26 protein-coding genes are annotated in these 23,311 nt (G+C 44.6%); 15 read left to right on the top strand and 11 right to left on the bottom strand.

Annotation, left to right across the window (positions count from 1 at the left end; genetic code table 11):
* Positions 1 to 85: 85 nt before the first annotated feature.
* Positions 86 to 973 (bottom strand): LysR family transcriptional regulator, encoded by an 888-nt coding sequence (locus L3V32_RS11750; RefSeq protein ID WP_017635852.1) that lies wholly within the window; start codon positions 971 to 973, stop codon positions 86 to 88.
* A gap of 105 nt (positions 974 to 1,078) precedes the next feature.
* Here L3V32_RS11750 and L3V32_RS11745 point away from each other — a divergent pair, with 105 nt between their 5' ends.
* The 3 genes from L3V32_RS11745 (at position 1,079) to L3V32_RS26090 (ending at position 3,065) form a co-directional block, all read left to right on the top strand.
* Entirely contained in the window at positions 1,079 to 2,272 is a 1,194-nt protein-coding gene (locus L3V32_RS11745; protein ID WP_012842462.1) for a multidrug effflux MFS transporter, read from the top strand.
* 177 nt (positions 2,273 to 2,449) lie between these two features.
* Entirely contained in the window at positions 2,450 to 2,797 is a 348-nt protein-coding gene (locus tag L3V32_RS11740; RefSeq protein ID WP_005391198.1) for a hypothetical protein, read from the top strand.
* A gap of 133 nt (positions 2,798 to 2,930) precedes the next feature.
* A complete protein-coding gene (locus L3V32_RS26090; protein WP_005391196.1) occupies positions 2,931 to 3,065 on the top strand; it encodes a hypothetical protein in 135 nt (44 codons plus the stop codon).
* A gap of 126 nt (positions 3,066 to 3,191) precedes the next feature.
* On the opposite strand, the gene L3V32_RS11735 is transcribed toward L3V32_RS26090, so the two are convergent.
* The 3 genes from L3V32_RS11735 to L3V32_RS11725 form a co-directional block, all read right to left on the bottom strand.
* Positions 3,192 to 3,806, bottom strand: coding sequence for a glutaredoxin domain-containing protein (locus L3V32_RS11735; protein WP_053809571.1), 615 nt, complete (start codon positions 3,804 to 3,806; stop codon positions 3,192 to 3,194).
* A gap of 44 nt (positions 3,807 to 3,850) precedes the next feature.
* Positions 3,851 to 4,708 carry a DMT family transporter gene (locus L3V32_RS11730; RefSeq protein ID WP_005391192.1) on the bottom strand — a complete coding sequence of 286 codons (858 nt, stop codon included), beginning with the start codon at positions 4,706 to 4,708 and terminating at the stop codon, positions 3,851 to 3,853.
* A 465-nt stretch (positions 4,709 to 5,173) separates the two neighbouring features.
* Complete coding sequence (locus tag L3V32_RS11725) at positions 5,174 to 6,151, bottom strand: porin (protein ID WP_226422072.1); 978 nt, start codon at positions 6,149 to 6,151, stop codon at positions 5,174 to 5,176.
* Between the two features lie 610 nt (positions 6,152 to 6,761).
* Here L3V32_RS11725 and L3V32_RS11720 point away from each other — a divergent pair.
* On the top strand, positions 6,762 to 7,820 hold the full coding sequence (locus L3V32_RS11720) for a porin (protein WP_237284344.1): 1,059 nt from the start codon (positions 6,762 to 6,764) through the stop codon (positions 7,818 to 7,820).
* 221 nt (positions 7,821 to 8,041) lie between these two features.
* Positions 8,042 to 8,656 carry a fumarylacetoacetate hydrolase family protein gene (locus tag L3V32_RS11715; protein ID WP_065645772.1) on the top strand — a complete coding sequence of 205 codons (615 nt, stop codon included), beginning with the start codon at positions 8,042 to 8,044 and terminating at the stop codon, positions 8,654 to 8,656.
* Here L3V32_RS11715 and L3V32_RS11710 read toward each other — a convergent pair.
* The 3 genes from L3V32_RS11710 to L3V32_RS11700 form a co-directional block, all read right to left on the bottom strand.
* Positions 8,653 to 8,964 carry an AzlD domain-containing protein gene (locus L3V32_RS11710; protein WP_006742072.1) on the bottom strand — a complete coding sequence of 104 codons (312 nt, stop codon included), beginning with the start codon at positions 8,962 to 8,964 and terminating at the stop codon, positions 8,653 to 8,655. The genes L3V32_RS11715 and L3V32_RS11710 overlap by 4 nt on opposite strands.
* The gene (locus tag L3V32_RS11705) at positions 8,964 to 9,674 is read right to left on the bottom strand and encodes an AzlC family ABC transporter permease (protein ID WP_046873712.1); all 711 of its coding nucleotides are present in this window, start codon (positions 9,672 to 9,674) and stop codon (positions 8,964 to 8,966) included. The genes L3V32_RS11710 and L3V32_RS11705 overlap by 1 nt, the downstream gene beginning before the upstream one ends.
* Positions 9,675 to 9,753: 79 nt before the next feature.
* On the bottom strand, positions 9,754 to 10,581 hold the full coding sequence (locus L3V32_RS11700; RefSeq protein ID WP_006742070.1) for an AraC family transcriptional regulator: 828 nt from the start codon (positions 10,579 to 10,581) through the stop codon (positions 9,754 to 9,756).
* Between the two features lie 230 nt (positions 10,582 to 10,811).
* Between L3V32_RS11700 and L3V32_RS11695 the strand changes: the two genes are divergently transcribed.
* Together L3V32_RS11695 and L3V32_RS11690 are read left to right on the top strand one after the other, a co-directional pair.
* Positions 10,812 to 11,444, top strand: a complete 633-nt coding sequence (locus tag L3V32_RS11695; protein WP_005375522.1) for a LysE family translocator — start codon at positions 10,812 to 10,814, stop codon at positions 11,442 to 11,444.
* 79 nt (positions 11,445 to 11,523) lie between these two features.
* Positions 11,524 to 11,946 (top strand): GNAT family N-acetyltransferase, encoded by a 423-nt coding sequence (locus L3V32_RS11690; protein ID WP_046873711.1) that lies wholly within the window; start codon positions 11,524 to 11,526, stop codon positions 11,944 to 11,946.
* Positions 11,947 to 12,046: 100 nt separating this feature from the next.
* Here the strand turns inward: L3V32_RS11690 and L3V32_RS11685 are convergent, their stop codons facing one another.
* Positions 12,047 to 13,741, bottom strand: a complete 1,695-nt coding sequence (locus tag L3V32_RS11685) for a phospho-sugar mutase (protein ID WP_237284343.1) — start codon at positions 13,739 to 13,741, stop codon at positions 12,047 to 12,049.
* A gap of 330 nt (positions 13,742 to 14,071) precedes the next feature.
* Here L3V32_RS11685 and coxB point away from each other — a divergent pair, with 330 nt between their 5' ends.
* Genes coxB through L3V32_RS11665 form a run of 4 tightly spaced genes read left to right on the top strand, consistent with a single transcriptional unit; the run spans position 14,072 to position 18,359 of the window.
* Entirely contained in the window at positions 14,072 to 15,235 is a 1,164-nt protein-coding gene (gene coxB, locus L3V32_RS11680) for a cytochrome c oxidase subunit II (protein WP_237284342.1), read from the top strand.
* A complete protein-coding gene (gene ctaD, locus L3V32_RS11675) occupies positions 15,232 to 16,863 on the top strand; it encodes a cytochrome c oxidase subunit I (protein ID WP_048625255.1) in 1,632 nt (543 codons plus the stop codon). Before coxB ends, ctaD begins: the two co-directional genes overlap by 4 nt.
* Before the next feature lie 20 nt (positions 16,864 to 16,883).
* Positions 16,884 to 17,423, top strand: a complete 540-nt coding sequence (locus tag L3V32_RS11670) for a cytochrome c oxidase assembly protein (RefSeq protein WP_005391173.1) — start codon at positions 16,884 to 16,886, stop codon at positions 17,421 to 17,423.
* A gap of 51 nt (positions 17,424 to 17,474) precedes the next feature.
* Positions 17,475 to 18,359 carry a cytochrome c oxidase subunit 3 gene (locus L3V32_RS11665; protein ID WP_237284341.1) on the top strand — a complete coding sequence of 295 codons (885 nt, stop codon included), beginning with the start codon at positions 17,475 to 17,477 and terminating at the stop codon, positions 18,357 to 18,359.
* 13 nt (positions 18,360 to 18,372) lie between these two features.
* Here the strand turns inward: L3V32_RS11665 and L3V32_RS11660 are convergent, their stop codons facing one another.
* Positions 18,373 to 18,609, bottom strand: a complete 237-nt coding sequence (locus tag L3V32_RS11660; RefSeq protein ID WP_005391169.1) for a DUF2909 family protein — start codon at positions 18,607 to 18,609, stop codon at positions 18,373 to 18,375.
* Between L3V32_RS11660 and L3V32_RS11655 the strand changes: the two genes are divergently transcribed.
* The 4 genes from L3V32_RS11655 to cyoE are packed head-to-tail and all read left to right on the top strand — an operon-like array spanning position 18,602 to position 21,849.
* Entirely contained in the window at positions 18,602 to 19,399 is a 798-nt protein-coding gene (locus L3V32_RS11655; protein ID WP_374091187.1) for an SURF1 family protein, read from the top strand. The genes L3V32_RS11660 and L3V32_RS11655 overlap by 8 nt on opposite strands.
* Positions 19,389 to 19,925, top strand: coding sequence for a cytochrome oxidase biogenesis cluster protein (locus L3V32_RS11650; RefSeq protein ID WP_152813975.1), 537 nt, complete (start codon positions 19,389 to 19,391; stop codon positions 19,923 to 19,925). The genes L3V32_RS11655 and L3V32_RS11650 overlap by 11 nt, the downstream gene beginning before the upstream one ends.
* Before the next feature lie 12 nt (positions 19,926 to 19,937).
* Positions 19,938 to 20,957 carry a heme A synthase gene (locus tag L3V32_RS11645; protein ID WP_237284339.1) on the top strand — a complete coding sequence of 340 codons (1,020 nt, stop codon included), beginning with the start codon at positions 19,938 to 19,940 and terminating at the stop codon, positions 20,955 to 20,957.
* Positions 20,950 to 21,849, top strand: a complete 900-nt coding sequence (cyoE, locus tag L3V32_RS11640; protein WP_237284338.1) for a heme o synthase — start codon at positions 20,950 to 20,952, stop codon at positions 21,847 to 21,849. The genes L3V32_RS11645 and cyoE overlap by 8 nt, the downstream gene beginning before the upstream one ends.
* A gap of 81 nt (positions 21,850 to 21,930) precedes the next feature.
* Here cyoE and L3V32_RS11635 read toward each other — a convergent pair whose 3' ends face one another.
* On the bottom strand, positions 21,931 to 22,404 hold the full coding sequence (locus tag L3V32_RS11635; RefSeq protein WP_005391162.1) for an FKBP-type peptidyl-prolyl cis-trans isomerase: 474 nt from the start codon (positions 22,402 to 22,404) through the stop codon (positions 21,931 to 21,933).
* 13 nt (positions 22,405 to 22,417) lie between these two features.
* Positions 22,418 to 23,050, bottom strand: a complete 633-nt coding sequence (locus tag L3V32_RS11630) for a thiol:disulfide interchange protein DsbA/DsbL (protein ID WP_237284337.1) — start codon at positions 23,048 to 23,050, stop codon at positions 22,418 to 22,420.
* Positions 23,051 to 23,311 lie beyond the last annotated feature (261 nt).

The raw sequence follows: 23,311 nt of genomic DNA, 5'->3' as shown, positions 1-23,311 counted from the left end.
TTTTCAAATTTTGTGAACGAACAAATCATTATTTTCATGTTTTTATGCTTGAACCTTTTAAAGGTATAGCGATAAAAACGCTAAGCTAGGCGCGCTTCTCCTCTTCTAATCGCGATTTGAGATAATCGAGGAACAGCTTAGTTCGGGTATGCTGATAATCCAGCTTTGGATAGTAGGCATATACAGTGGCTTTATCCGCTGTGATATCGGGCAAGATAGGCACTAAAGCTCCGGATTTGAGATCATCTTTGATCATGACGTTATTCGTCATCAGAATACCCATGCCTCTTTTGGCACCATGAAACAGCGCTTCTGGGTTGGTCGTGGCAAAGTTACCGGACAAGCTGATACGTTTGCCTCGATTGGTTTTGATTTCTCGTGAGGGCTTTTCACCCCAAATCAGGACATTATGCTCTGTCAGATCCTCAACGCATTGTGGCGTGCCATATTTTTTTAGGTAACTAGGCGCGGCGTAAAACTGGGCTTTATGTTCGAAAAGTGCGGTGGCTTTGAAACTTAGCGAATTAAGTTGCTCTAATTCCCGGCTAATAAACAGGTCTAAGCTTAGCTCTGGCAATTGGCCCGGTAGCGTTGTCGTTAATTGAAGCGTAATGTCTGGATATTTCTCAAGAAAATCATCTAGGTAATGCACCAAAAACTTAGAACCAACCGCCAGTGTCGCGCCAATTTTCAATAACCCTGCTGGTGATTGATTGACTGAGCGAGTTTCATCTAATACTGATTGCCATGAATCCAACTGACTTTTTGCTCGTTGATAAAACAGCGCACCAGCTTCGGTTTGGCTAATAGAGCGGGTCGTGCGTTTAAGTAGCTGAACGCCAATTTTATCTTCTAGCCATTGAACTCGTTTACTGATAGCTGAGCTGGTGGTATTGAGTTTCCGCGCTGCAGCATTAAAGCTACCTTCTTCGACCACACGAATATAACTCTTCACGCTTTGAATCCAGTCCATTGTGTCTCCTTGGGAATTAATTCCTTTCCAACTTAGCTGATTATCATCTTTGAGTATCAAATATACACTGTTTGCCATCAATCTGTCACAAAGTAGGAGGAACGTTTGCGTAAAACACCATTGTTATTAGCGATGATGATCATTGCCACAGGCCAAGTTGGCGTTAGTATTTATCTTCCTTCTTTACCATTGATTGGTCATGACTTGAATTTGCCGCAACATTCGATTCAGAATCTCGTCACACTATTTCTCGTTGGTTTCGGTATCTCTCAGCTTTTTTACGGCCCATTGTCTGATGCGATTGGTCGTCGACCAGTGTTTATTCTGGGCCAAAGTGTGTACCTAGTTGGTACGGTTATGTGTATCGCGTTTTCGGACAACATTATCGCTCTTGAAGCGGGGCGGTTACTACAAGGTTTGGGAGCGGGCAGTGCCTCGGTGCTTGGTCGCTCCGTATTGCGTGACAGTTATGACGGTATGCAATTAACCAAAGCGCTATCTTATATTTCAGTCACGGCATCTGTGATGCCAATTATTGCTCCGCTGTTTGGTGGCTGGATTGCTTTTCACCTGAGTTGGCATGCTGTCTTCGTGTTTGTGCTGATTTACTTAATGGCAATTTTTACACTTGGTTTATTGGTGTTGCCAGAAACGCTGCCTTACCCGAAGCGAAAATTTAAAGTAGGCCAAGTCAGCGCGAATTATTTGCGTCTGTTAACGAATACACAAGTGATTGGTAGTGCGAGCTACAACTGGCTTAGTTATTTATCGGCTCTGGTTACGCTCTCCTTGTATCCATTTTTAATGCAACAAGAGTTAGGCTTAACGGCGGCAGATTACGGTTCTTTGATGATCATACCGTCAGTTGGTTTGCTGACGGGTAGCTTGGTGCTTAATTTGATCAACGCTCGTTACAAAGCTCAGCAAATCTTGCTGATGAGTTTCGCGATTGTTGCTATTGCTGGCTTCATGTTATTGGTTACACCCTTCAGTGTATTTTCATTACTAGTGGCATTTACGTGTTTAAGTTTTGCCCAAGGCATGTCGTTTCCGGTATCAATTAGTTTGTTGCTGTCGCCACATAAGCAACAGGCCGGAGCGGTTTCTGCGCTATCTGGATCAATTCAAATGTGTTTAGCCGGTTTGTTTGGCGGATACTTGGTAGATTCTTGGGTCACGAATCAAAACCAGCTTGGGGTGTTTTATTTGTTTATTGCGTTACTTTCTTGCTTTGTTCTCGTACTAAGCCAATTTCGTAAAGTGCCAGAAGGGACGATTCAAGCAGAAACTTCCACCTGAATATACTTGCAACGAAAGAGGCAGCTTTCTAAAATGCGCTGCTAAATTAAGTCAGGATCATTGTGTATATTGAATGACTCAGTTTGAGAGGAAGAGGGCAATGCCTGATGCTCCTCTCAGCTTGGGGATACCTTTCTGCCCAAATGACTATCCGATCTCTAATCGTTAGGTGAAAGAATGCAACAAAACGAATTTGAAACACTGGTAAAAGAAATTACTCAGCAAGAAAGCATGCCAAAGGCACTCGAAGTCTTGAAGGCGTGTGAGGAAGAAGAAGTTGCACAAGCGGCACAATCCCTAACGGGTCAGTTTGGTCTTGCAGAAGTTGATGGCGAGAAACGTATTTACCATATTACCACTCAAGAAGACGAGTCCGGAGAAGAGCAAGAATACGTGGAGCACGTCATGAATGAAGGCGATCACTTGATCAAATTTGCTGCGTGGTTCTTTGAAACATTCTTTGAAATCAAACAGAAAGATACGTACGTCGCAGCGGGTAAAACATACCAGCAACCTAAGCGATAGGCGCCCGTTTCGAAAAAGTAATCAGAACTAACCTGAAAGTTAATTACAAAATAAATGTGACGCTAGTCTTGTTTTTATCTAATTGTGGTGTAAAATTACAACATAGTTAAGTCAATACATTCAGGAGAAGGTCATGGGTAACGAACTTGGTGGTGCTTATATTGGCCAGATGATTGCAAAAGACGCGATGCACAAAGCGCTTTACGGTAAAGCGAAGAAGAAAAAAGCTTCTGTTTTTGCTCGTGTTATGAAAAAACTGGCGAAATAATTTAAAAAGCCCTGATTGAAGAATCAGGGCTTTTTGCTTTTATCTGTCTTGTTTTTAGTGGCAGCCTACATATTGAACAACATTGGTAAACCACTACTCAAAGACGGATGGCATTTGAATCAAACGCTAAGCGGATTGGCTTGGTATCTCCACGACATTATTAGGCACTTTATCTAGCCCCTTTGCTGCTAACCACTTTTCTAAATCGTCAGCGCCTCCAACATACTTTCCATCCAACCAGATCTGCGGCACTGTTACCGGCGTTTTTTCTCCAATGATGGCTTTTACTTCGGGGATCATGCGATACAAAGCGGCGCTGTCTTTAACCACGTCATGATACTCGTATTGAACACCAGCATCGTCAAGTAGTTGTTTCGCTTTGACACAGTAAGGGCAGGTGGCTTTACCATAAACAATGTTGCCTTTTAGCTCATCGCGTTTGACCCATTCAGCGATAACTGATTGCACAAGCACGCCCCGGTTTAGCGCTTCTCCTTGGCTGACCACTTTTCCTTCGACAATAAGAATCGGTGCATGCCAGGCCCCTGCTTTTAATGGTTCCCACCAATGTGATAACCAATCTTTTACTTCCAGTTCAACGGGGACATCAGCGAGTTCGTTTTTAAAAGTATCCGTCAAAATATCTTTAGTTAACGTACATTCACCACAAGGAATATTGACTTTGAATGGACCCCAACTACCAGCCCAGCGGTACAGTGTAATTTTGATTGGTTGACTCATATGGTGTTCCTCATTTCCTTTCCTGAAAATATAGAACCTCGAAATTAGACTTTTCTTTCAACTAGCTTTGTCTTTTTCGCTTCCCAGTGCGTAATAAACGCAATGGAGGCAATAATAATCGCGGCGCCTAGCCATAAACGACCAGGTGGTACCCAGCCAAACACCAACCAGCCAGCAACGACATTCAAAGGCAGTTTTGCGTGATCAAATGGTTGTACAAATGAAGCGTCTGCTACTGCATATGCTTTAACGATAGCCCATTGAGCGAGTGCAGTAAGCGCGCCTGCGGCTAAAAGTACGCCCCATATCGTCCAGGTATTTGGCATCGTAAATGTCGGTATTGCCAATAAGATATTAAACGGCGTTATCAGCAGTAATAAATAGACAACCATGGTTGAGGGCGGATCGTTGACCGACATTTTCTTTACCATCAGAGAATACGCTGCCCAGAAAAATGCGGCGCCAACAGGAAGCAGGGTCGCCCATGTAAATGAATCTGCCCACGGCTCAAGAATGATCATAGCACCAACAAACCCTGTTAATGTTGCTAACCAGCGTGCAGTACCTACTTTCTCTTTGAGTAACAAGCCAGATCCAACCGTTGCAAATAACGGAGAGGTCATCAGCAGCGCAATGCCTTGCCAAATCGGAACTGGATAAGCGAGTGCCCAAAGCCAAAGCTGAATCCCGATAACAGAGAGAAAAATACGGAAGGCATGCCAACCAAAGTGTTGGGTTCTTAGTGAGCGTCTAATTCCAAGTGTACGCAGATAGGGCAGAATGACAAATAAGGCAATAGCGTATTGGAATAATGCGAATGTGGTGGAAGAGACACCAAAGTTGATGCTAGCAATTTGGGCGAAGCTGTTCACTATGGCGAATGCCAAGCCAGCTGTTAGCATCCAGGACGCACCTTGAACAGGATGATGATTCAATTGAAAAATTCCAGTTTGATAGAGGTGGCGGGATCATACGTCCTATTGTTTTTCGCGCCAATAAAAAAATGCCTCCCAGAGGGAGGCGACATTACCAATTCAAAGGACGTGCCTGTTATAACAGGTACAAAGAACGAGAAGCACAAACGCTGCCATGCATTTGCATAAATAATATTGCAGAACGCGTGCCAATTTTTATCTATTTGATTTTAATTGTCTTTTTATTTTAGTTCGGTTGGCTATTAGGAGAAATGCACTAACTTAGTGACAAATCGCATTAAAAGAGGGCAGAGGCAGGAGTCACTACGCTCGTTTTTCATTGCTGAGCGACGTTTGGATAGTGTGAAAATTTATCGAGTTATGTTGGGTTACACAAAAAAATGGCCAGCAAGCATGCTGGCCAATTGGACTCGCTCTTAGGACAAGAGTGAATTAGAAATCGTAACGTACGCCTAGACGTAGTGTGTCTTCACCTTGAACCACTTTCACTTTACCATCTACTACATCCTTCTTTTCATCGAGTTGGTTGATGTAGTAAGACAGGTAAGTACGGAAGTTACTGTTTAGTTTGTAGTAACCAACAAGCTCGATACCTTCAACGGTGTCGTACTTTGAACTGTTGTCTGGATCATTCTCTTGAGCTGTGTATAGCGCAGCAAGTGTCACTTTGCTTGCTACTTTGTAGCTTGCGACTAGCTCGTAAGCCGTAAAGTCTTCAGCGTCAGTCAGGGAACCTTGAGAATAAGTACCTGCTAGGTATAGGTTATCCATCGAGTAGGCGATACCACCTAGAATTTGATCTTCAGAGTTGTCTTTATTTACGTCGCCACCAGAATATGCAAGACCGAGGTCTAGGCCCATTGGCAGTGAGTACATTCCAGAGATGCCGTATTTATCTTCGTTATCGCTAGAGTTTGCTTGGTAGGTTGCTTGCAGTTGTAGCGCATCAAACGCACCACGGTATGCGAAAACGCTGTCTTGCTTATCAGAAGACGAATCGATAACTTGCTGAACACCAGAGAACTCAGTGATATCCGTCATGTCAGAGATGATGACTGCAGCCATGTCTTGACGACCTACAGAGAAAGCACCGATATCAGAGTCGACACCTGCATACATGTAGCGGTTTTTGAATTCACTTTTGCCCGTTTTTTGCTCGGCTTCGTAAACACCGAATGCAGAAAGGCCATTGCCGATGTCCGTTTTACCTTTTAGATTAAGACGAGCGCGGCTTTTATCTTCCATTGAGCCTTCAACTTCAGCACCACCTGAACCGATGAAGTCACCACGGAACTCAACGCGGCCGCCAACTTTTAATTCAGTACCGTCGTTTTTGTATACTGTTGCTGCGAATGATGGTGCTGATACCAATGCTGTAAGAATTGCAGTAGTTAGTGCTGCCTTTTTCATTTTCTTATTACCCTAGTTGTAATCGATGGGCTTTCTTGCCCGATGTGTTGATGACGCTAAGGTAAACCCTGAAAATGAAAGATAGATTTCTGTTAAGTTATGATTTGATTGCACTTTTATTGCTGGCGAGAATAAGTGCCCCTTCTTATATCTCTTATAAAAAGAAAGGTTTTATCTTTTTTGAGGTTTTTCTGCCTTCTATTGGAGACCGTGCTTTTTTCAAAAAGTTCCTGAACCTATTTTTGTTCCAAAATGTAAGTAAATATTTCATTTTGACGGGAAAGTTATTTTCAAAAGTTGGGGTTCATCAAGTATTTGTGAGCACTATCTCGTTAAAGCATTTCTTTTTGTAAGGTTTTTACGCCTGGATTTTTTTTCGGATAAGTAAACGTTTGCTTTTTAGTTTTTTGCTGAGAATTTTTCACTCGGTTATCAGGAACTAATCAAATAAAGTGTCGGCAGTTGTTACACAAAGGTAAATCCATTCTGGCGGAAAAGATGCCCCAGAGGGCCTTTGTATTCCTTTCTGTGTTCATCATTTCGTTTTACGAAAGTGAATCAGAGCTGGGTCTAAAACTGACTAACCAACTAATAAGTAATGGATTTAGAAATGAATAAAAAATTATTAGCAGCGGCAATCGCAGCAGCAACTTTCGGCACTCAAGCAGTGGCAGTGGAACTTTATAATAACGATGGCACAACATTTTCGATGGGCGGCCACGTTTCTGTTAACTTAAATGGTTCAGAGCAAGGTGACACGGATGTTGGTACTAACTCTCCTCGTATCAATATCTCTGCGACACAAGATTTAGGCAATGGCTTCACCGCAGACGCACGTGGTGAATGGGCTCTAAACTACTTAGATGGCGGTGAAGAGTCGTTTAAAACTCGTCTAGGTTACTTAGGTTTAACACATGAGGTTTACGGTCGTGCAGTAGGTGGTACGCAATGGTCACCTTACTATGATGTAGCAGGCATCGCGGATATGCCAATTGCGTTTGCGAATGACTTCATTTACGACGATCACGGAAACCTAGGCACAGGTCGTGCGGATAAAATGCTGTCTTATCGAAATGGCTTTGATTTAGGCGAAGCAGGTGCGATTAACGTTGGTCTTGGATGGCAAGGCGCAAATGATGAATACACGCGTAACGACGCAGGTACTATCACTGGTGGTCTTAAATACGATGACCGCATGCAAGTTGCGCTTTCTTACGCAATCATGGGCGCGAAAATTGGCTACTCATACAACGGTGGTGACTTCCAACACCCTGCTTACACAGGTAAACACACCGCAGAATCACATGTTGTGTCTGCATCTTACGGCGCTTACGGCCAAGGTCTGTTCCTTGCCGCGGTATATGGTTCAAATGAAAATATGAACTTCAGTGTAAATGGCGACCGTTTGGCGGAAAGTGATACGTACGAAGCGATCATCGCATACGCTCTAGCGAACAGCTTAAACTTGAGCGTTAACTACGAGATGGTTGAAGGTAAAGAGTTCAAAAATTCTAAAACAGAAACCGCTCGTGAGGAAATGGCACTGCAGGCAGAGTACAACTTCACGCCTAAATTTGTTGGTTACGCGGGTTACCAGTTTGACCTAAATGATGACCATGGTCGTGAAACTGATGACAAATGGGCGATAGGTGCTCGTTACTACCTATAATAGGATTTAGCGAGAACAATCATTCACCCTTATTGATTTAAAGCCAGCCTCGTGCTGGCTTTTTTGTCTATTTGTTTTGTAAATACCGTGATGTTTCAATTAGATGATACAAAACTCAAAACGGGGTGAATGTCTTATTTTTCACACTAGAGGATGGGATTTAGTGTCGTTAAGTCAATAGGTTAGATTATGATGAGGTTTTTGTTTTGCAGGGAAGAGCGATGAGCGTTATTCAAGTTGAAGAAAAGAAAGTAGAAGTGGGTAAAGTGCTTTGTGTTGGGCGAAATTACGTTGAACATATTCATGAGCTTGATAATGCGATCCCTGAGCAAATGGTGGTATTTAATAAACCCGCGACTTCCGTATCGACGACTCTGCGTTCATTTCATCAAGAGCCTCTTCATTACGAGGCTGAAATCTGTTTTCTGATCAAAGATGGACGTTATTCAGCGGTCGGTTTGGGATTGGATCTGACCAAGCGCGGTTTGCAGTCTTCACTTAAACAACAAGGGTTGCCCTGGGAGCGTGCTAAAGCGTTTGATGGCTCCGCAGTGTTTAGTCGATTTGTCTCTTTGGATAACATTGATATTAATGATCTTAACCTAGAGCTCTTGATTAACTGCGTTCGTGTACAAAAAGGTCACGTTAACCAGATGCTATATCCGCCGCTAACCATTTTGGATGAATTAACGAGTTACACAACACTTCAAGATGGCGATGTGGTAATGACCGGCACACCAAAAGGAGTTGGTGAGGTGCATAAAGGTGACATCTTCCTTGGACGATTAAAGTGTGGTGATGTCACCTTGTTGGAGATTGAGTGGGTGGCGGATTAAAGCCAAATTCGCAGAACGAGAAATACCACCATGCTGATCACCGTCGTTAAAAGAACATTTTTAGTAAAGTACGCGATTAACGCAGCCAGCAAGGCAGCCAATAAAAATGGGTTGTGCACATTCACGCTGAGTGCTCCATCGGGAATGAAAACGATAGGCGCCCAGATCGCAGTGAGTACCGCAGGGCTGGCGTAGTTGAGCACTTTTTGTGTACGTGTTCCTAATCGCAGTGGTAGCTTGGGTTCTAAAAACAAGTAGCGGCTGGTGAAAACAAGTCCCGTCATCAGTAAAATAGACAACATGATCATTAGTGTTTCTCCTGTACTTGTTCCACAAAGTAGCCTGTAAGCATGGCTAAAATGCTCGAAATCATCAAACTTCCTTCCACTTGGTAATAGGTTAGGGCGACCGAGCTCACTAATGCCACGACAACACTCGCGAGCACCGCCATATTTTTAATAGTCGGAACTACAATTGCGATAAAAGTCGCGGCCACAGCAAATTCCAATCCCATTTCGTTCAGTTCAGGGATCAGGCTTCCCGCAATAATGCCCGTCAATGTCGCGATATTCCAAAACAGGTAAAAACTCAAACCAGCCCCAAGCGCATACCAGCGATTAAATTGTTTATCGGAATGATGACCTACAATCGCAAACAGCTCATCAGTGAGTAAGAATCCGAGTGATAACCGCCATTTAAGAGGAAGTGGTGCAATTTTACTGCGCATCGATACACTGTAGAGGAAGTGTCGAGAGGTGATAAAAAACGTTGTTAGTAACATGGTTACTAGACCTGCCCCCGATTTAATCATCCCCATCGCGACGAGCTGCGCGGAACCTGCGAACAGAATGGCGGATAGTGCTTGTCCTTCCAAAGGGTGAAGCCCAGTATCAATCGCGAATGAGCCTGCGAGCAAACCCCACGGTAACACCGCGATACTCAGTGGCATCATCGCAAGTGTGCCTTGCCAAAATAGCGTGGCTTTTGATTCTTCTTGTAACGGCAAAGTGTGGTCCATAGTTTCTTCTTAGTTATTCCTAAATCAGGCTACCAAGATAGCTCGGTAGTCGCATAACGCCTTGTACAATATTGCTGCTTTAGCTGTGACGGACGTATTGGCCGGGAGTGACGCCCATGGCTTTTTTAAAGTGTCGATGCAGATGGCTTTGATCATGGAAGCCACATTCTTGTGCCACATCTGAAATTTTTTGTCCCATTTTTAGTAGCTTCTTCGCCATACGTAAACGTTGCTGAATTTGATAAGCATGGGGAGGGAAGCCAAACTGTTTTTGAAACTCTCTTAGCAAATGAAAAGGGCTTAACCCAGCCAGTTTTGCGAGCTCTTCTAGCGAGACGTCCGTTTGCGGGAAGTCTTCCAAAAACTCTTTGACCAACTGTATTTGTCGCTGAGCTCTGGTTGATTCTTTGAGCGGTGCCCGGTGGGTGCTGTGTTTGCTGGCTAGTTTGATCAACGTGCCGTAAATCAAAGTTTCTCGTAGTAGTCGGTTGTCTGATTTTTCTAGCGTTTCAAACACCAATCGCAACTGACTAGCCAGCTCAGGATCGTAAACCACAGGTTGAGGAAAATAGGGCAGAGCTACATTTGGTGAACCAAGCTCTTGCCCCAAGGTCTGAAACTGCTGTGGTACGGGGTACATTGCTTTGTATTCCCAACCGCCTTCTGAGGCCGAATGCCCGTTGTGTACTTCATCTGCATTTACAAGGATGATGCTGTCCTGTGGCGCGATATGATTTCCGCCTGTTCGAAAGAACTGCTGTGCTCCCTTCTCGATGACGCCAATAGTGTAACCTTCGTGGCTATGGCGTGAAAAATTCTGCTTCTCATACTTTGCATCGAGAAGTTCTAAACCGCCGAGCTCTTGAGCTATCTTGAAGGTAGCGATTTCCTTATTCTTTTCTTTCATCTTTATCCGGTCTGCTCAAGAAAATCATCTTAGAAGTGTAACGGATCCATCGTGCTTATTTTTGTACAAAATTGCTATTCGATTTTTATAAATAGGCGAATTGATTGTTATTTTTCGTCCTGGCAAACTATGATTTTTATTTTCTGAATTATCTTGGTGATTTTGGGCTGGCTGTTGTCATTTTGTTGGTATAACATTCGCCGCTTTGTTGTAGAAAAAGCGGTTCCATCATGATTGATTTATCTGTACTTCCTGTTTATCTCACCGCAGTAGTGGCTTTGTTGCTGTTACCAGGGCCCGATATGTTGCTTATCGCGAGCTCTAGTATGAGTTACGGTAAGAAGGTCGGTCTGTTTGCTAGCTTAGGCAATGCGACGTCTGGTGTTATTCTTACTTTGCTTGCTGCAATGGGAGTATCTACCCTGATTGCAATGAGCCCAATCGCCCTTAAAGTCCTTCATCTCTTAGGTGGCGCTTACTTGTTAAAAATGGGTTGGGACTGCTTACGAGCTGAGGCATCTTCGGCTCCAGAGCTTGATGGTCAAAACAAAATGGCGTCAACTTATTATCAACGTGCTTTGATGAGTAATTTGCTTAACCCTAAAGCGTTGGTATTTTTTGTGATGTTTTTGCCGCAGTTTGTCTCAAGCAATATTACAGCGTCTTCTGGTGAGCAGATGCTAGCACTAGGGTTATTGTTAAACGTCCTTGGCTTGTCATTCAATTTATTACTTGTTGGGCTGGCAGGCACATTGGGTAAGGGGCTGCTCGAGAACGAAAAATTCCGCACGTATCAACATAAACTAATGGGTTTAGTGTTCGTTATTCTCGCGTTGTGGATGCTGAGCAGTTTCGCCTTGTAAAGTTATCATATTCCACCAGAAAGCCAGCAATTGCTGGCTTTTTGTTTTAGGATATTGGTGTTTCCTAAGGAGAGGATGTATGAAGCTTGAATTTTGTTTAAATCCAGATCAAACAGACCTTGATTCTGTTCGTGAAGGTATTCGATCTTATAACCGACTGCATTTGCCTGAAGGGGAAGTGCATGCTGTGGGATGTTTTGCTAAAGATGAGAATGGCAAGACCATGGGTGGTCTGACTGGCGAAATGTTTAAAAACACGGTGTTTGTTGAGTTTTTGTGGGTAGATGCTGAAAGTCGGACATCTGGTATCGGTAGCCAGTTAATGTCAATGTTAGAAGAAAAAGTAAAGCCTCACGGGGTTACCCATGTTTATTTGGATACCTACAGCTTCCAAGCTCTCGAATTCTATCTCAAATTGGGTTTTGAAAAAGTAGGGCAGTACTCAGGCTATCCTGCAGAGGGCATCCACAAGTACTTTCTACAAAAGGAAATTGTAAGCTAGGGAAAAGCACTGGTTAGCTTGACTTGTTCTAGTCAAAATCAAAAAAAGAGGCGCGAATTTGCGCCTCTTATCGTATCAGATGTCTCTACTTCTCTTTGACTTACAAACTTGTCTGATGCGCGTCGATAAGTTCGTTCATCTTCGCCTCTGCCGCTTGCTGTGCTTGTGCATAGCTCATATCCGCAGGGAAGAGGTTGATGACTTCGTAGTAACATTTTAGTTTTGGCTCAGTACCCGAAGGGCGAACAATCACGCGAGATTGATCTTCTAGGTGATAAATCAATACGTCACTTGCTGGTAAGTCAATGGATTCTTCTGAGCCGTCATCAAACATGCGAACCGATGTTTTTAGATCTTCAGTTACTGCGACTTTTTTACCAGCAATCTCTGTTGGTGGGTTTGCACGGAGTTTGTCGCCGATTGGTGGAGAGTTCGGGTCGAGAGCGATGCTGCGCTGAGCGTTAAAGTAGAAACCGTGCTCGCGGTACAGTTCTTCCAGTTTATCCCATAGTGTTTTGCCTTGAGCTTTAAGTTTACCTGTTAGCTGAGCAAATGCGACGATTGCAGATAAACCATCTTTATCCCACACCTTGTTACCCACGGTATAACCGAGCGCTTCTTCATAAGCAAACAAGAATGGATTGGCTTCTGTCTCTTGCTCCATTGCAACGTTCGTGAGCCATTTGAAGCCTGTTAACGTTTGGTAGTATTGGGCGCCATGCGCTTTGGCAATGCTACTCAGCATTCTTGATGATACGATGGTGTTGCCAACCAGAGCGTTAGGTTGCTGTTCTAGCAAGTAATCGCCAAACAGTGACCCCACTTGGTCACCGGTTAACATTTGGTATTCGCCATCTGGGCGTTTTACCGCCACTGCAAAACGGTCGGCATCTGGATCGTTGGCACAAGCGATATCAGCATCTACAGATTTACCCAACGCCATCACCATATCCATTGCTCCCGCTTCTTCAGGGTTTGGGAAGTTGACGGTTGGGAAGCTGCCATCAGGTTCGCGCTGTTCCTTAACACTTGCCACTTTTTGGAAGCCTGCGTCGGTAAGTAGCGTTTCCGCCATATTCGCCCCAACGCCATGCATCGCAGTGTAAGCGATAGAAATATCGGTGTTGTTGTCAGGAGTAAGCAGCGCGTTTTCGTTCATCGTTTTACGGTAAGTTTGGTAGTAGTCGTCTTCCAACCAAACTAACAAACCGCGCTGTTTTGCATCATCGAGAGACATTAAAGGTAATGGCTTTGTTGTTGCGTCATCAATTTTCGCTGCGATTCCAGAGTCGTGTGGAGGAATGATTTGTGCGCCATTCTCCCAATATACTTTAAAGCCATTGTACTCCGGTGGATTGTGGCTGGCGGTAACGACAACTGCGGCAGCAGCATTCAATGTACGGACACCAAACGCAACAATTGGGGTCGCTGCGACGTCGTACGTCAAGTACACCTTGATACCAAGGGCAGTCAGTACGGAAGCGGTATCATGTGCGAACTGTTTCGAATCAGGACGACCGTCGTAGCCAATAACGACACCACGACTTGCGGCATCTTTGACTTGCTCTAGCAAATAGTTTCCTAAACCAGTGGCTGTCTCTTGAATCACCAAACGGTTCATTCGGTTTGGACCTGCGCCCACTTTGCCGCGTAACCCTGCTGTACCAAAGGCAAGGCGTGATCCAAAGCGATCAGTAAGCTCTTGTTCATTATTTGTATCGACGAGGTGTTGTAGCTCTTCGCGAGTCTTAGGATCAGGGTCTCGTTCTAGCCATTGAGTAATTAGTGCTGTCATATCAATCATTCCTTAGTAGGGGGCGCCTACTTTCTTGGACACTTCGTTTTGTAAGTATCTCAATGTTTTCTTTTAAATTAATGTAAATGGTTCTCAATTACATTTCAAAGAGGGCAATCGATAAACCGAATTAATTTTTCTTATCCGAACAAAATTTAATCATATTTAATTTCTTGAAGAACCTTGGAACTATAACTAGCCTTTTAACATAAATATAACAAACCGTGTCGAAATCGTAGTTTTTGTGATTTTTCGTAAAGTTGTTCGATATTTGCATCGGGACGCAAGGAAGCTCGCGCAAGCGTAGCGGCTGAGCAGAGGAGAGATCTTTTGAAAAGATTAACGACTACTCTAGCCTTATCACTGAATGTGATTTTAATCACATTCTCCTCTTTCAGTTGGTCAAAGGAAAGTGACTACAACATGACCAAAGGGGTCACAGCGATAAGTGGGCAAGTGTATGAATTACATATGCTGATTTTCTATATCTGCTGCGTAATTGCTTTGATTGTATTTGGTGTCATGTTCTATTCCATCTTTCGTCATCGCAAGTCAAAAGGAGCAGTTGCCGCACATTTCCACGAAAGTACAAAAGTGGAAATTATCTGGACAGTCATACCTATCATCATTCTTGTCGCCATGGCGATTCCCGCAACGAAAACTTTAGTCGCAATGGAAGACACAAGCCAATCAGATATCACGGTCAAGATCACAGGCTCGCAATGGAAATGGCATTACAGCTATTTTGGTGAAGATGTTGAGTTCTTCAGTTTGCTTGCCACCAGCCAAAAGCAAATTGATGGTATCGAGACAAAAGGCGCGCATTATCTATTGGAAGTAGACAACCCTTTGGTGTTGCCTGTGAATCGCAAAGTGCGTTTTTTGATGACTTCTGATGATGTTATTCACTCATGGTGGGTGCCGGATTTTGCTGTCAAGAAAGACACCATCCCTGGTTTTATTAATGAAGCATGGACAAGAATTGATGAGCCAGGCGTATATCGCGGTCAATGTGCGGAGCTATGTGGTCGTGCACACGGGTTCATGCCGGTGGTGGTGCATGCGATGGAAGAAGAAAAGTTTGATGAATGGTTAGCGAATAAGAAGGAAGAAATCGCACTTCAAAAAGCGGCGGCACAAGAGGCGCTCTCTCAAGACTTATCCATGGATGAGTTGATGTCGCAGGGCGAATCGATATACACGGCGCGTTGTGCTGTGTGCCATCAGGCTAATGGTGAGGGGATTCCGGGTGCATTTCCCGCGATTAAGGGCAGTCCTATCGCAACAGGCCCAATTTCAGAGCACATTGATGTGATTGTGAATGGTCGTCCGGACACTGCAATGCAGTCTTTTTCGAACCAGTTAAGTGACAAAGAAATTGCTGCGGTCATCACATACCAGCGAAACGCATGGGGCAACGACACTGGTGATAGGGTGCAAGCATCCGATGTGAATGCCTTTAAGGCACAAGGCAGTGCTAAGGAGGAAATATGAGTAAGCCAATAGATAAGGCAGTGAAGTCTGCTCCAGCGGAAGCCAGTGCAAACAGTACCATTGCGATTGATGATGGCCATGATCATCATGCTCCCCAAGGTATTGCTCGTTGGCTGTATTCCACAAACCATAAAGATATTGGCACCCTGTACCTTTGGTTTAGTTTTGCGATGTTTCTGACTGGTGGTGCGATGGCGATGGTCATTCGTGCCGAATTATTCCAGCCTGGACTTCAGCTGGTTGATCCACAGTTTTTTAATCAAATGACTACGGTACACGGTTTGGTGATGGTGTTTGGTGCTGTGATGCCAGCATTTACGGGCCTTGCTAACTGGATGATTCCAATGATGATCGGTGCTCCAGATATGGCGCTACCTCGCATGAACAACTTGAGCTTTTGGATTCTACCTTTTGCATTTCTTATTTTATTGAGCTCGTTGTTTTTACCTGGCGGCGGCCCCGATTTTGGCTGGACGTTCTATGCTCCGTTGTCCACGACTTATGGCCCAGATAGCACCGCGCTGTTTGTATTCTCTGTTCACATCATGGGTATCAGCTCCATCATGGGCGCGATAAACGTTATCGTGACGATAGTAAATATGCGAGCTCCGGGAATGACTTGGTTCAAGTTACCAATGTTTGTTTGGACTTGGTTAATCACCGCTTTCTTGTTGATCGCGGTTATGCCGGTATTAGCAGGTGCGGTGACGATGGTTCTTACCGACAAATATTTCGGGACTAGCTTCTTTGATGCTGCTGGTGGCGGTGACCCGGTGATGTTCCAACACATCTTTTGGTTCTTTGGTCACCCAGAAGTGTACATCATGATTTTACCGTCGTTTGGCATCATTTCTGCCATCCTTCCTGCTTTCAGTGGCAAGAAGCTGTTTGGTTATCATTCGATGGTTTACGCGACGTGCAGCATTGCGTTGCTGTCTTTTCTTGTGTGGGCGCATCACATGTTTACAACGGGGATGCCAGTTTTTGCAGAGCTTTTCTTTATGTATTGCACCATGCTGATTGCGGTACCAACCGGGGTGAAAGTCTTTAACTGGGTCGCCACCATGTGGCGTGGGGCTCTGACATTTGAAACGCCAATGTTGTTTGCCATTGCCTTTATTGTGCTCTTTACGATTGGCGGTTTCTCAGGGTTGATGCTGGCGATTGTGCCGGCGGATTTCCAATATCATGACACTTACTTCGTGGTTGCGCATTTCCACTATGTGTTGGTATCTGGTGCTGTATTCTCGATTATGGCGGCTGCGTACTATTGGCTACCTAAGTGGACAGGCAATATGTACGACCACAAGCTGAGTTTGTGGCATTTCTGGTGCTCGATTATTTCAGTTAATGTTTTGTTTTTCCCGATGCACTTTCTAGGTTTAGCGGGTATGCCAAGACGTATCCCGGATTACGCTATTCAGTTTGCTGATGTCAATCAAATTGTCTCCATTGGTGGATTTGCGTTTGGGTTGTCACAATTGATCTTTTTATGGGTGGTGATTAAGTGTATTCGTGGCGGTGAAAAGGCTGCTGCAAAACCGTGGGAACGTGCGGAGGGCTTAGAATGGACGGTGCCAAGCCCGGCGCCCCATCATACGTTTACTACGCCGCCTAAAGTCGATTAGAAACGAACGGGGTGAGTGAGATGAAACCGAATCCATCAAACAAAAAGCTCACTGTGAAGTTGCTTTTAGCGACCCTTTTGATGTTTGGGTTTGGCTACGCACTTGTCCCATTGTATGACGTAATGTGCGACGCACTGGGTATCAATGGAAAAACAAGTGAAGTGGCCGCCATTCAACCAACTGGTATGCAACCGGACATGAGTCGAACCATTCGCGTGGAGTTTATGGCGCATGTAAGCCCCGATATGCCTTGGGAGTTTAAACCCAAAGTGATTTCGATGGACGTTCATCCCGGTGAAGTCGTACAAACCGAATACCTTGCATTTAATGAAAGCGGGCAGAAGTTGGTAGGGCAAGCCGTTCCCTCTGTTTCTCCCGGGAATGGTGCCGCTTATTTCAATAAGATTGAGTGCTTTTGTTTTAACCAACAGCCTTTGGATGGCAAACAACAAGCTCAAATGCCGTTGATTTTTTATATCGAACCGGACTTACCGGAGTCGATACACACGTTAACGCTGTCTTACACACTCTATAAACTTCCCCCTCCTACAGGTTCTTAGCCACTCAAGGAGAGAGATACAGACCAAGGCTGGTCAGTAAGGAGAGAAATTATGAGTAACAAGCCAGGAACATATTATGTTCCCGCTCAAAGTTGCTGGCCGATCATCGGTGCATTTGCTCTATTTTTAGTTGCCGTTGGTGCAGGAATGACCGTTCAGGGGACACAAAGTGAAGGGGCTGTGGGAACCATTGGTAGCATTGTGCTAGCGGTAGGTTTTCTGTTCTTGCTTTACATGTTGGCGGGCTGGTTTAGTAATGTGATTACTGAGTCACTGAGTGGAAAGTACAGCTCGCAAATTACTCGTTCTTTTCGCCAAGGGATGAGCTGGTTCATCTTCTCTGAAGTGATGTTTTTTGGTGCCTTTTTTGGTGCGTTATTCTACGCCAGGATGATTTCTGTGCCTTGGTTAGGTGGGGCAGATAACAACTTCATGACCAACGAGGTTTTGTGGCCAACCTTCGAAGCGATGTGGCCACTCACACTGACTCCGGGTGGAGACACAACGCAAGCTATGCCGTGGCAGGGCATTCCCCTTACTAATACTATTTTGCTGTTATTGTCGTCGATTACACTGCATATGGCGCACATAAGCCTTGAAAAAGACAAAAGAACGGCACTGATTGTTTGGTTGGAAATCACCATCGTGCTTGCGGGCTTTTTCCTATATTACCAAGCGGTTGAGTATGCTCATGCTTATCAAGAAATGGGGCTCACGTTGCAATCTGGTATCTACGGAAACACCTTCTTTATGCTGACGGGTTTTCACGGTTTGCACGTTTGTCTTGGGACGATTTTCTTAATCGTATTATTGCTCCGAATCGCTAAAGATCATTTTTCGTCTAACAACCATTTTGCCTTCCAAGCAGGTAGTTGGTATTGGCACTTTGTGGATGTGGTTTGGTTGTGTCTGTTTGTGTTTGTGTACGTGTTGTAGGTGCATTGGGCGATTAGTAAGGACGGGGATTCGGAGCCAGCCAGCCTGAACTGAGCGCAATAAGTAGAAGGATAACTACTAAAGCGGAGAACATGACTCGACGGCCTAAGTAATGACTCATAGGTTTGTCTCTTTTTTCGGGATTATCTGGGTCTTCACGAACCATTTCGATAAGCGCTTTTGCGAGGTTGAAGATAATGAAAAGCAGCAAAAGGACAAGCGTCAGTTTGAATAGAAATACGGTGGACATAGCACCTCCGGTTTCATCGTTGTTGTTATCGAGACAATTATGGCTATCGAAACGGTTTTGGGTTGCAGTTGGTTTAACTGTGGTTGTGTTTTCTCTTTTGGTCAAACTGGGTTTTTGGCAGCTTGAGAGAGGGCAAGAAAAACAGGCTTTGGAACAAGCCATTCTTGCGCGAGCGGATAGTGCGTACCAAGCATTAGGCGAAGTTCTTGAAGAAAACGATTGGAGAGAAGGCAGCATTCTCGGGAAAAAAGTGGAAGCTAATGTTGTTCCTCAGGCGTTTCCCGTGATTTTACTGGATAACCAAACGCATCAGGGCAATGTGGGCTATTTAGCATTTCAGATTGTCTCTATGAGTGATGAATCAGGAACCTATGCATTATTAGAGCTTGGTTTTGTGGAGGGAATAGCAGATCGTTCAATATTACCAACCGTCACAACACTCGAAGTCTCGACCTTTATCTCGGGACGTCTGTACCGAAAATCTGCTAACCCGTTGAGCTCTGAATTAATGCCAGAAGTTGGCGATGCCATTCGTGTGCAGAACCTGAATATCGCGCAACTGAATCAGCTACTTAATATTGAACTTATGCCCGCAGTCTTGCAGCCAGACAATCTAAAAAATTGGCCTTACGACTTTCCTTGGAACCCATTGCCGCTCAACAGCGCCAAGCATTTCGGTTATTCGATTCAGTGGTTTTCGATGGCGGGCGTTTTCTTATTATTGACCTTAATTGTTTTTGTTCGTTGGCAAAGAAAGTTGCGTCACATGGAGGTGAAGCATGACATCTAAAGTAACCAAAGGGCGGCTAATGTTGATTGCGTTGGTGTGTACGTTTGCGCTTCCTGCCGTCATCGCTAAGGTCATTCTCACCCAAGGGTGGTATCAAAGCGGTGTGACCAATATAGGTGTGTTAGTTGAACCATACACAACGTTAGAGCTACTTGGTCAAGAGTCCCCACTCGAGGAGCACAGGTGGCAACTCGCTTATGTTTTACCTAATGAGTGCACAGAACAATGCAGGCAGCAGCTTTACCTGCTTCAGCAAAGCCATGTCGCTTTAGGAAAATATCAAGAGCGTGTGGTGCCGGTGCTTTGGCAGACAGAGTTGTCCGATACCGTAGATGTATCGATGACGACAATGCAAATGAATCAATCGGTTACCGCCAAAGTGAAACCCGGACAAATATTAATCGTTGATCCTCTGGGGCAATTGGTGATGTCTTACTCGCCGCAACCGAATGAAGATTTAGTCTCGTTCAACAAAGGTATGTTGGCGGATTTACGCAAGCTCTTAAAATTGTCACGAGTTGGTTAGAAAGGGGCGTATATGAAGTTAATTCAGTTGGTTAAATTCAGTTTGCTCCTAACTTTCGTGGTGATCATGTTAGGCGCATATACTCGCCTTTCTGATGCAGGGTTAGGTTGCCCTGATTGGCCCGGCTGCTATGGGCATCTTGCTGTGCCTCATCAAGAAGAAGACGTAATACGTGCCAATCTTAATTTCCCTGAACGGGCTGTCGAGCATGAGAAAGCATGGCTTGAAATGATTCATCGCTATTTTGCAGGAACGTTGGGTTTGGTCATTTTTGCCATGACAGTGATATCAATGAGGTCTGAGCGCGTGAATCCTACTATTCCGATGCTTCTCAGTATACTGGTGGTCGGGCAAGCACTTTTGGGGATGTGGACCGTGACGCTCAAATTAATGCCAGTTATCGTAATGCTTCATCTGCTTGGTGGCTTTACTTTACTGGTTCTGCAGGCGATTTTTTACTGTCAGTTAAAAGCGCAAAATAATCTCTATTTCTCTCCGTCTTCCAGCTCGCTGCGAGGCTTCTCATTATTGGTTTTTCTGGTTGTTTTTATGCAGGTGCTGCTAGGAGGGTGGACTTCGTCAAACTATGCCGCGCTCATGTGCACCTCACTGCCGATTTGTGAGGGAGATTGGATGAGTTATCTCTCATGGAAAGAGGCGTTTTCTTTCTGGCAAACCGGATTCGAGAATTACGAGTTTGGTGTATTGGAGTATCCGGCAAGAATGACCATACATGTTACGCATCGCCTCGGTGCGATGGTCACCGCTACCGTCGTATTGGCTTATAGCATTATGCTCATGAGGCAAGATTCCCATCATTCACAGCGCATTGGAGGATGGTTACTACTCACTTTAGCGTGTCAAATTATGTTGGGCGTGAGCAACGTTGTATTCCAACTTCCTATTTATGTCGCCGTGGCACATAACTTGGGTGCCGCCATTATGTTGAGTCTTGTTTGTGTGAGTCAGTTTTATTTGTGGCAGGGCAAAAAAGCTTGGAGTTACACCGCGAAAGGAGTTCGCTATGAGTAAAGAAATCGCACTGTCGTTAAATGAGCGAAAGCGACTAAGTTCCGTTTATTTGAAGTTAACGAAGCCTAAAGTAGTCGCATTAATGCTGGTGACGGCCGTTGTCGGGATGAGTTTAGCGCCTGTTACTGAGTTTCCTTGGTTGCAGGCGGCGGTTGGCCTAACAGGCATTGGTTTGATGGCAGGCTCCGCGGCAGCGTTTAATCACCTGATTGACCGCCGCATTGATGCGAGAATGGCTCGCACACACAAACGTCCGTTGCCATCGGGTGAAGCTAAGCCGTTATCGGTGATAACCTTTGCGACGGCGTTAGGCGTCATAGGGTTTGTTCTTTTATATGCGCTGGTCAACCCACTGACGGCATGGCTGACTTTGATGAGTTTACTCGGCTATGCGATGGTGTACACCATGTACCTCAAACGCGCTACGCCCCAAAATATCGTAATTGCAGGTATTGCGGGTGCGATGCCGCCTCTTCTCGGTTGGACTGCCGTAACAGGGCACTTGCATGCGAATGCTTGGCTGCTTGTGATGATCATTTTTATCTGGACGCCACCACACTTTTGGGCACTCGCAATTCATCGCGTAGAGGACTATCGTAAGGTGGATATTCCAATGTTGCCAGTGACACATGGTATCAAGTACACCAAAACTTCCATTCTGTTGTATACGGTGTTGTTGACGTTGGTTTGTGTGCTGCCGGTGTTGGTTGGAATGGTCGGCGTAGTTTATCTTTTTGCCTCGTTACTACTTAACGCTGGCTTTATGTACCATGCATGGAAGCTAAAATACGCGCCAGAGCCCAATACCGCGATGGAGACGTTTAAATTTTCTATCTATCACCTTTTTGCGTTGTTCATTGCATTGCTTTCGGATCACTATATTGGCTTGTAGCCTCTCTTTAAACAGAAAACGCCGCGTGGTTCGCGGCGTTTTTGGTTTTGATAGTTTGGCTTTAATGCAAAGTTTCTAGAATTATTGAATCTCTAACAATTCAACATCAAAGATCAAAACACTTGCTGGTGGAATTGGGCCTGAGCCACTTTTGCCATAACCGAGCGTGCTTGGTACGAAAAGGCGGATTTTTTCACCTTCGACCATGTATTGTAGGCCTTCTTGCCAGCCTTTAATGACTTGGTTAAGACCAAACGAAATTGGCTCACCGCGATTAACGGAGCTATCAAACACAGTGCCATCAATCAACGTGCCGTGGTAGTGCACTTTGACTTTGCTTGTCGCGGTTGGGTGAACCTCACCTTCGCCTTTTTCAAGAACAATATATTGAAGACCACTTTCTGTTGTAATGACGCCTTCTTTTTTCGCATTCTCGAGCAAGAATGCTTGGCCTTTCGCAAAGTTTTCATCCGCTACTTTATGGTTTGTCCAAGTACGGTAAATGAAAAAGCCCGCCAGAATGAAAATAATGAGAGGGAACAAAAATTTAGACACGTAAGCTCCTTGTCTATTTAGGTTGTTTTAGCAAATAGTTAATGGTTTCTGCCATGGCTTCGACGCTGTCATGAACACCAGTAATGACTTGGTATTTTCCGTTAACGATAAAGGCTGGAACGGAGTTAATTTGGCCGCGAGTCGTGATCGCTTCTGCCTTAGTGATGTACTCAAACAGCGTTTTTTGCTGTGCTTCATCTAAATGGTAAGGGCTGATAAGGTTGCGAGACTCAAAGGCTTTCTCTACGGCGATTTGACGTTCCTCAGCAGTCGCATCAGGACCCATTTGTACGGCAGCAAAAAGATCCGCCATAAATGCTTTGTCAGGTGTCGACTCTAGTTGCATGACTGCAGTGTAGAAGATGATGGCGCTTACTTGTGCACTCTCATTGAAAGTTACATGCATTTTTTCAACGCTTTGCTCAGTTAGCGATTCGATTTGAGGGACAAACTCTTCCATTGAACGGCAGTGGCCGCAAGTTAGGGCAAAAGCTTCTGTCAATGGCGCCAAATCATATTCTTCAAGGGATACAGGCAAAACTTCGTATTGTTTGCCTTGCTGAGGCTGAGTGTTGCCGCTATCGCATGCCGACAAGGCCATCATGGCGGCAATCACAGCAAAGCCTTTCGATATGGTTTTTAACATAATAATGCTCTAAGTAAGAAATTTGCGTTAGTTTATCGGTTAACGATAGTGACTAAAACCATTAAATAACAATAAAGTGAGACGATTGGTAACAGACTTTTCCTGATGTGTAGGCTGCAGGGAGGTATTTTGGCATCGCTTTTTATTTGAGAGATACTTGATATTGATTCCAGTGGCATGAACGCTGCATATACAAACCAATCGGTGGATAAAAGCGCTAAAGATTCGGCGTGTTTTGTCGACACAATGGACAAGAGTTTT

This window comes from Vibrio sp. J2-4 (assembly GCF_021728155.1).
Lineage (GTDB): Bacteria > Pseudomonadota > Gammaproteobacteria > Enterobacterales > Vibrionaceae > Vibrio > Vibrio diabolicus.
The sequence above is the reverse complement of the archived record's forward strand: the minus strand, read 5'-3'. Positions and strand labels throughout refer to the sequence as shown.

Bases quoted from the DNA above. Each gene is read 5' to 3' on its own strand.
- L3V32_RS11705 (WP_046873712.1), bottom strand. From the start codon at position 9,674: ATGGACCACACTTTGCCGTTACAAGAAGAATCAAAAGCCACGCTATTT.
- cyoE (WP_237284338.1), top strand. From the start codon at position 20,950: ATGAGTAAAGAAATCGCACTGTCGTTAAATGAGCGAAAGCGACTAAGT.
- L3V32_RS26090 (WP_005391196.1), top strand. From the start codon at position 2,931: ATGGGTAACGAACTTGGTGGTGCTTATATTGGCCAGATGATTGCAAAA.
- L3V32_RS11720 (WP_237284344.1), top strand. From the start codon at position 6,762: ATGAATAAAAAATTATTAGCAGCGGCAATCGCAGCAGCAACTTTCGGC.
- L3V32_RS11700 (WP_006742070.1), bottom strand. From the start codon at position 10,581: ATGAAAGAAAAGAATAAGGAAATCGCTACCTTCAAGATAGCTCAAGAG.
- L3V32_RS11730 (WP_005391192.1), bottom strand. From the start codon at position 4,708: ATGCTAACAGCTGGCTTGGCATTCGCCATAGTGAACAGCTTCGCCCAA.
- L3V32_RS11660 (WP_005391169.1), bottom strand. From the start codon at position 18,609: ATGTCCACCGTATTTCTATTCAAACTGACGCTTGTCCTTTTGCTGCTT.
- L3V32_RS11735 (WP_053809571.1), bottom strand. From the start codon at position 3,806: ATGAGTCAACCAATCAAAATTACACTGTACCGCTGGGCTGGTAGTTGG.
- L3V32_RS11695 (WP_005375522.1), top strand. From the start codon at position 10,812: ATGATTGATTTATCTGTACTTCCTGTTTATCTCACCGCAGTAGTGGCT.
- L3V32_RS11665 (WP_237284341.1), top strand. From the start codon at position 17,475: ATGAGTAACAAGCCAGGAACATATTATGTTCCCGCTCAAAGTTGCTGG.
- L3V32_RS11630 (WP_237284337.1), bottom strand. From the start codon at position 23,050: ATGTTAAAAACCATATCGAAAGGCTTTGCTGTGATTGCCGCCATGATG.
- L3V32_RS11685 (WP_237284343.1), bottom strand. From the start codon at position 13,741: ATGACAGCACTAATTACTCAATGGCTAGAACGAGACCCTGATCCTAAG.
- L3V32_RS11645 (WP_237284339.1), top strand. From the start codon at position 19,938: ATGAAGTTAATTCAGTTGGTTAAATTCAGTTTGCTCCTAACTTTCGTG.
- L3V32_RS11740 (WP_005391198.1), top strand. From the start codon at position 2,450: ATGCAACAAAACGAATTTGAAACACTGGTAAAAGAAATTACTCAGCAA.
- L3V32_RS11650 (WP_152813975.1), top strand. From the start codon at position 19,389: ATGACATCTAAAGTAACCAAAGGGCGGCTAATGTTGATTGCGTTGGTG.
- L3V32_RS11710 (WP_006742072.1), bottom strand. From the start codon at position 8,964: ATGATCATGTTGTCTATTTTACTGATGACGGGACTTGTTTTCACCAGC.
- L3V32_RS11750 (WP_017635852.1), bottom strand. From the start codon at position 973: ATGGACTGGATTCAAAGCGTGAAGAGTTATATTCGTGTGGTCGAAGAA.
- L3V32_RS11670 (WP_005391173.1), top strand. From the start codon at position 16,884: ATGAAACCGAATCCATCAAACAAAAAGCTCACTGTGAAGTTGCTTTTA.
- L3V32_RS11690 (WP_046873711.1), top strand. From the start codon at position 11,524: ATGAAGCTTGAATTTTGTTTAAATCCAGATCAAACAGACCTTGATTCT.
- ctaD (WP_048625255.1), top strand. From the start codon at position 15,232: ATGAGTAAGCCAATAGATAAGGCAGTGAAGTCTGCTCCAGCGGAAGCC.
- L3V32_RS11725 (WP_226422072.1), bottom strand. From the start codon at position 6,151: ATGAAAAAGGCAGCACTAACTACTGCAATTCTTACAGCATTGGTATCA.
- L3V32_RS11715 (WP_065645772.1), top strand. From the start codon at position 8,042: ATGAGCGTTATTCAAGTTGAAGAAAAGAAAGTAGAAGTGGGTAAAGTG.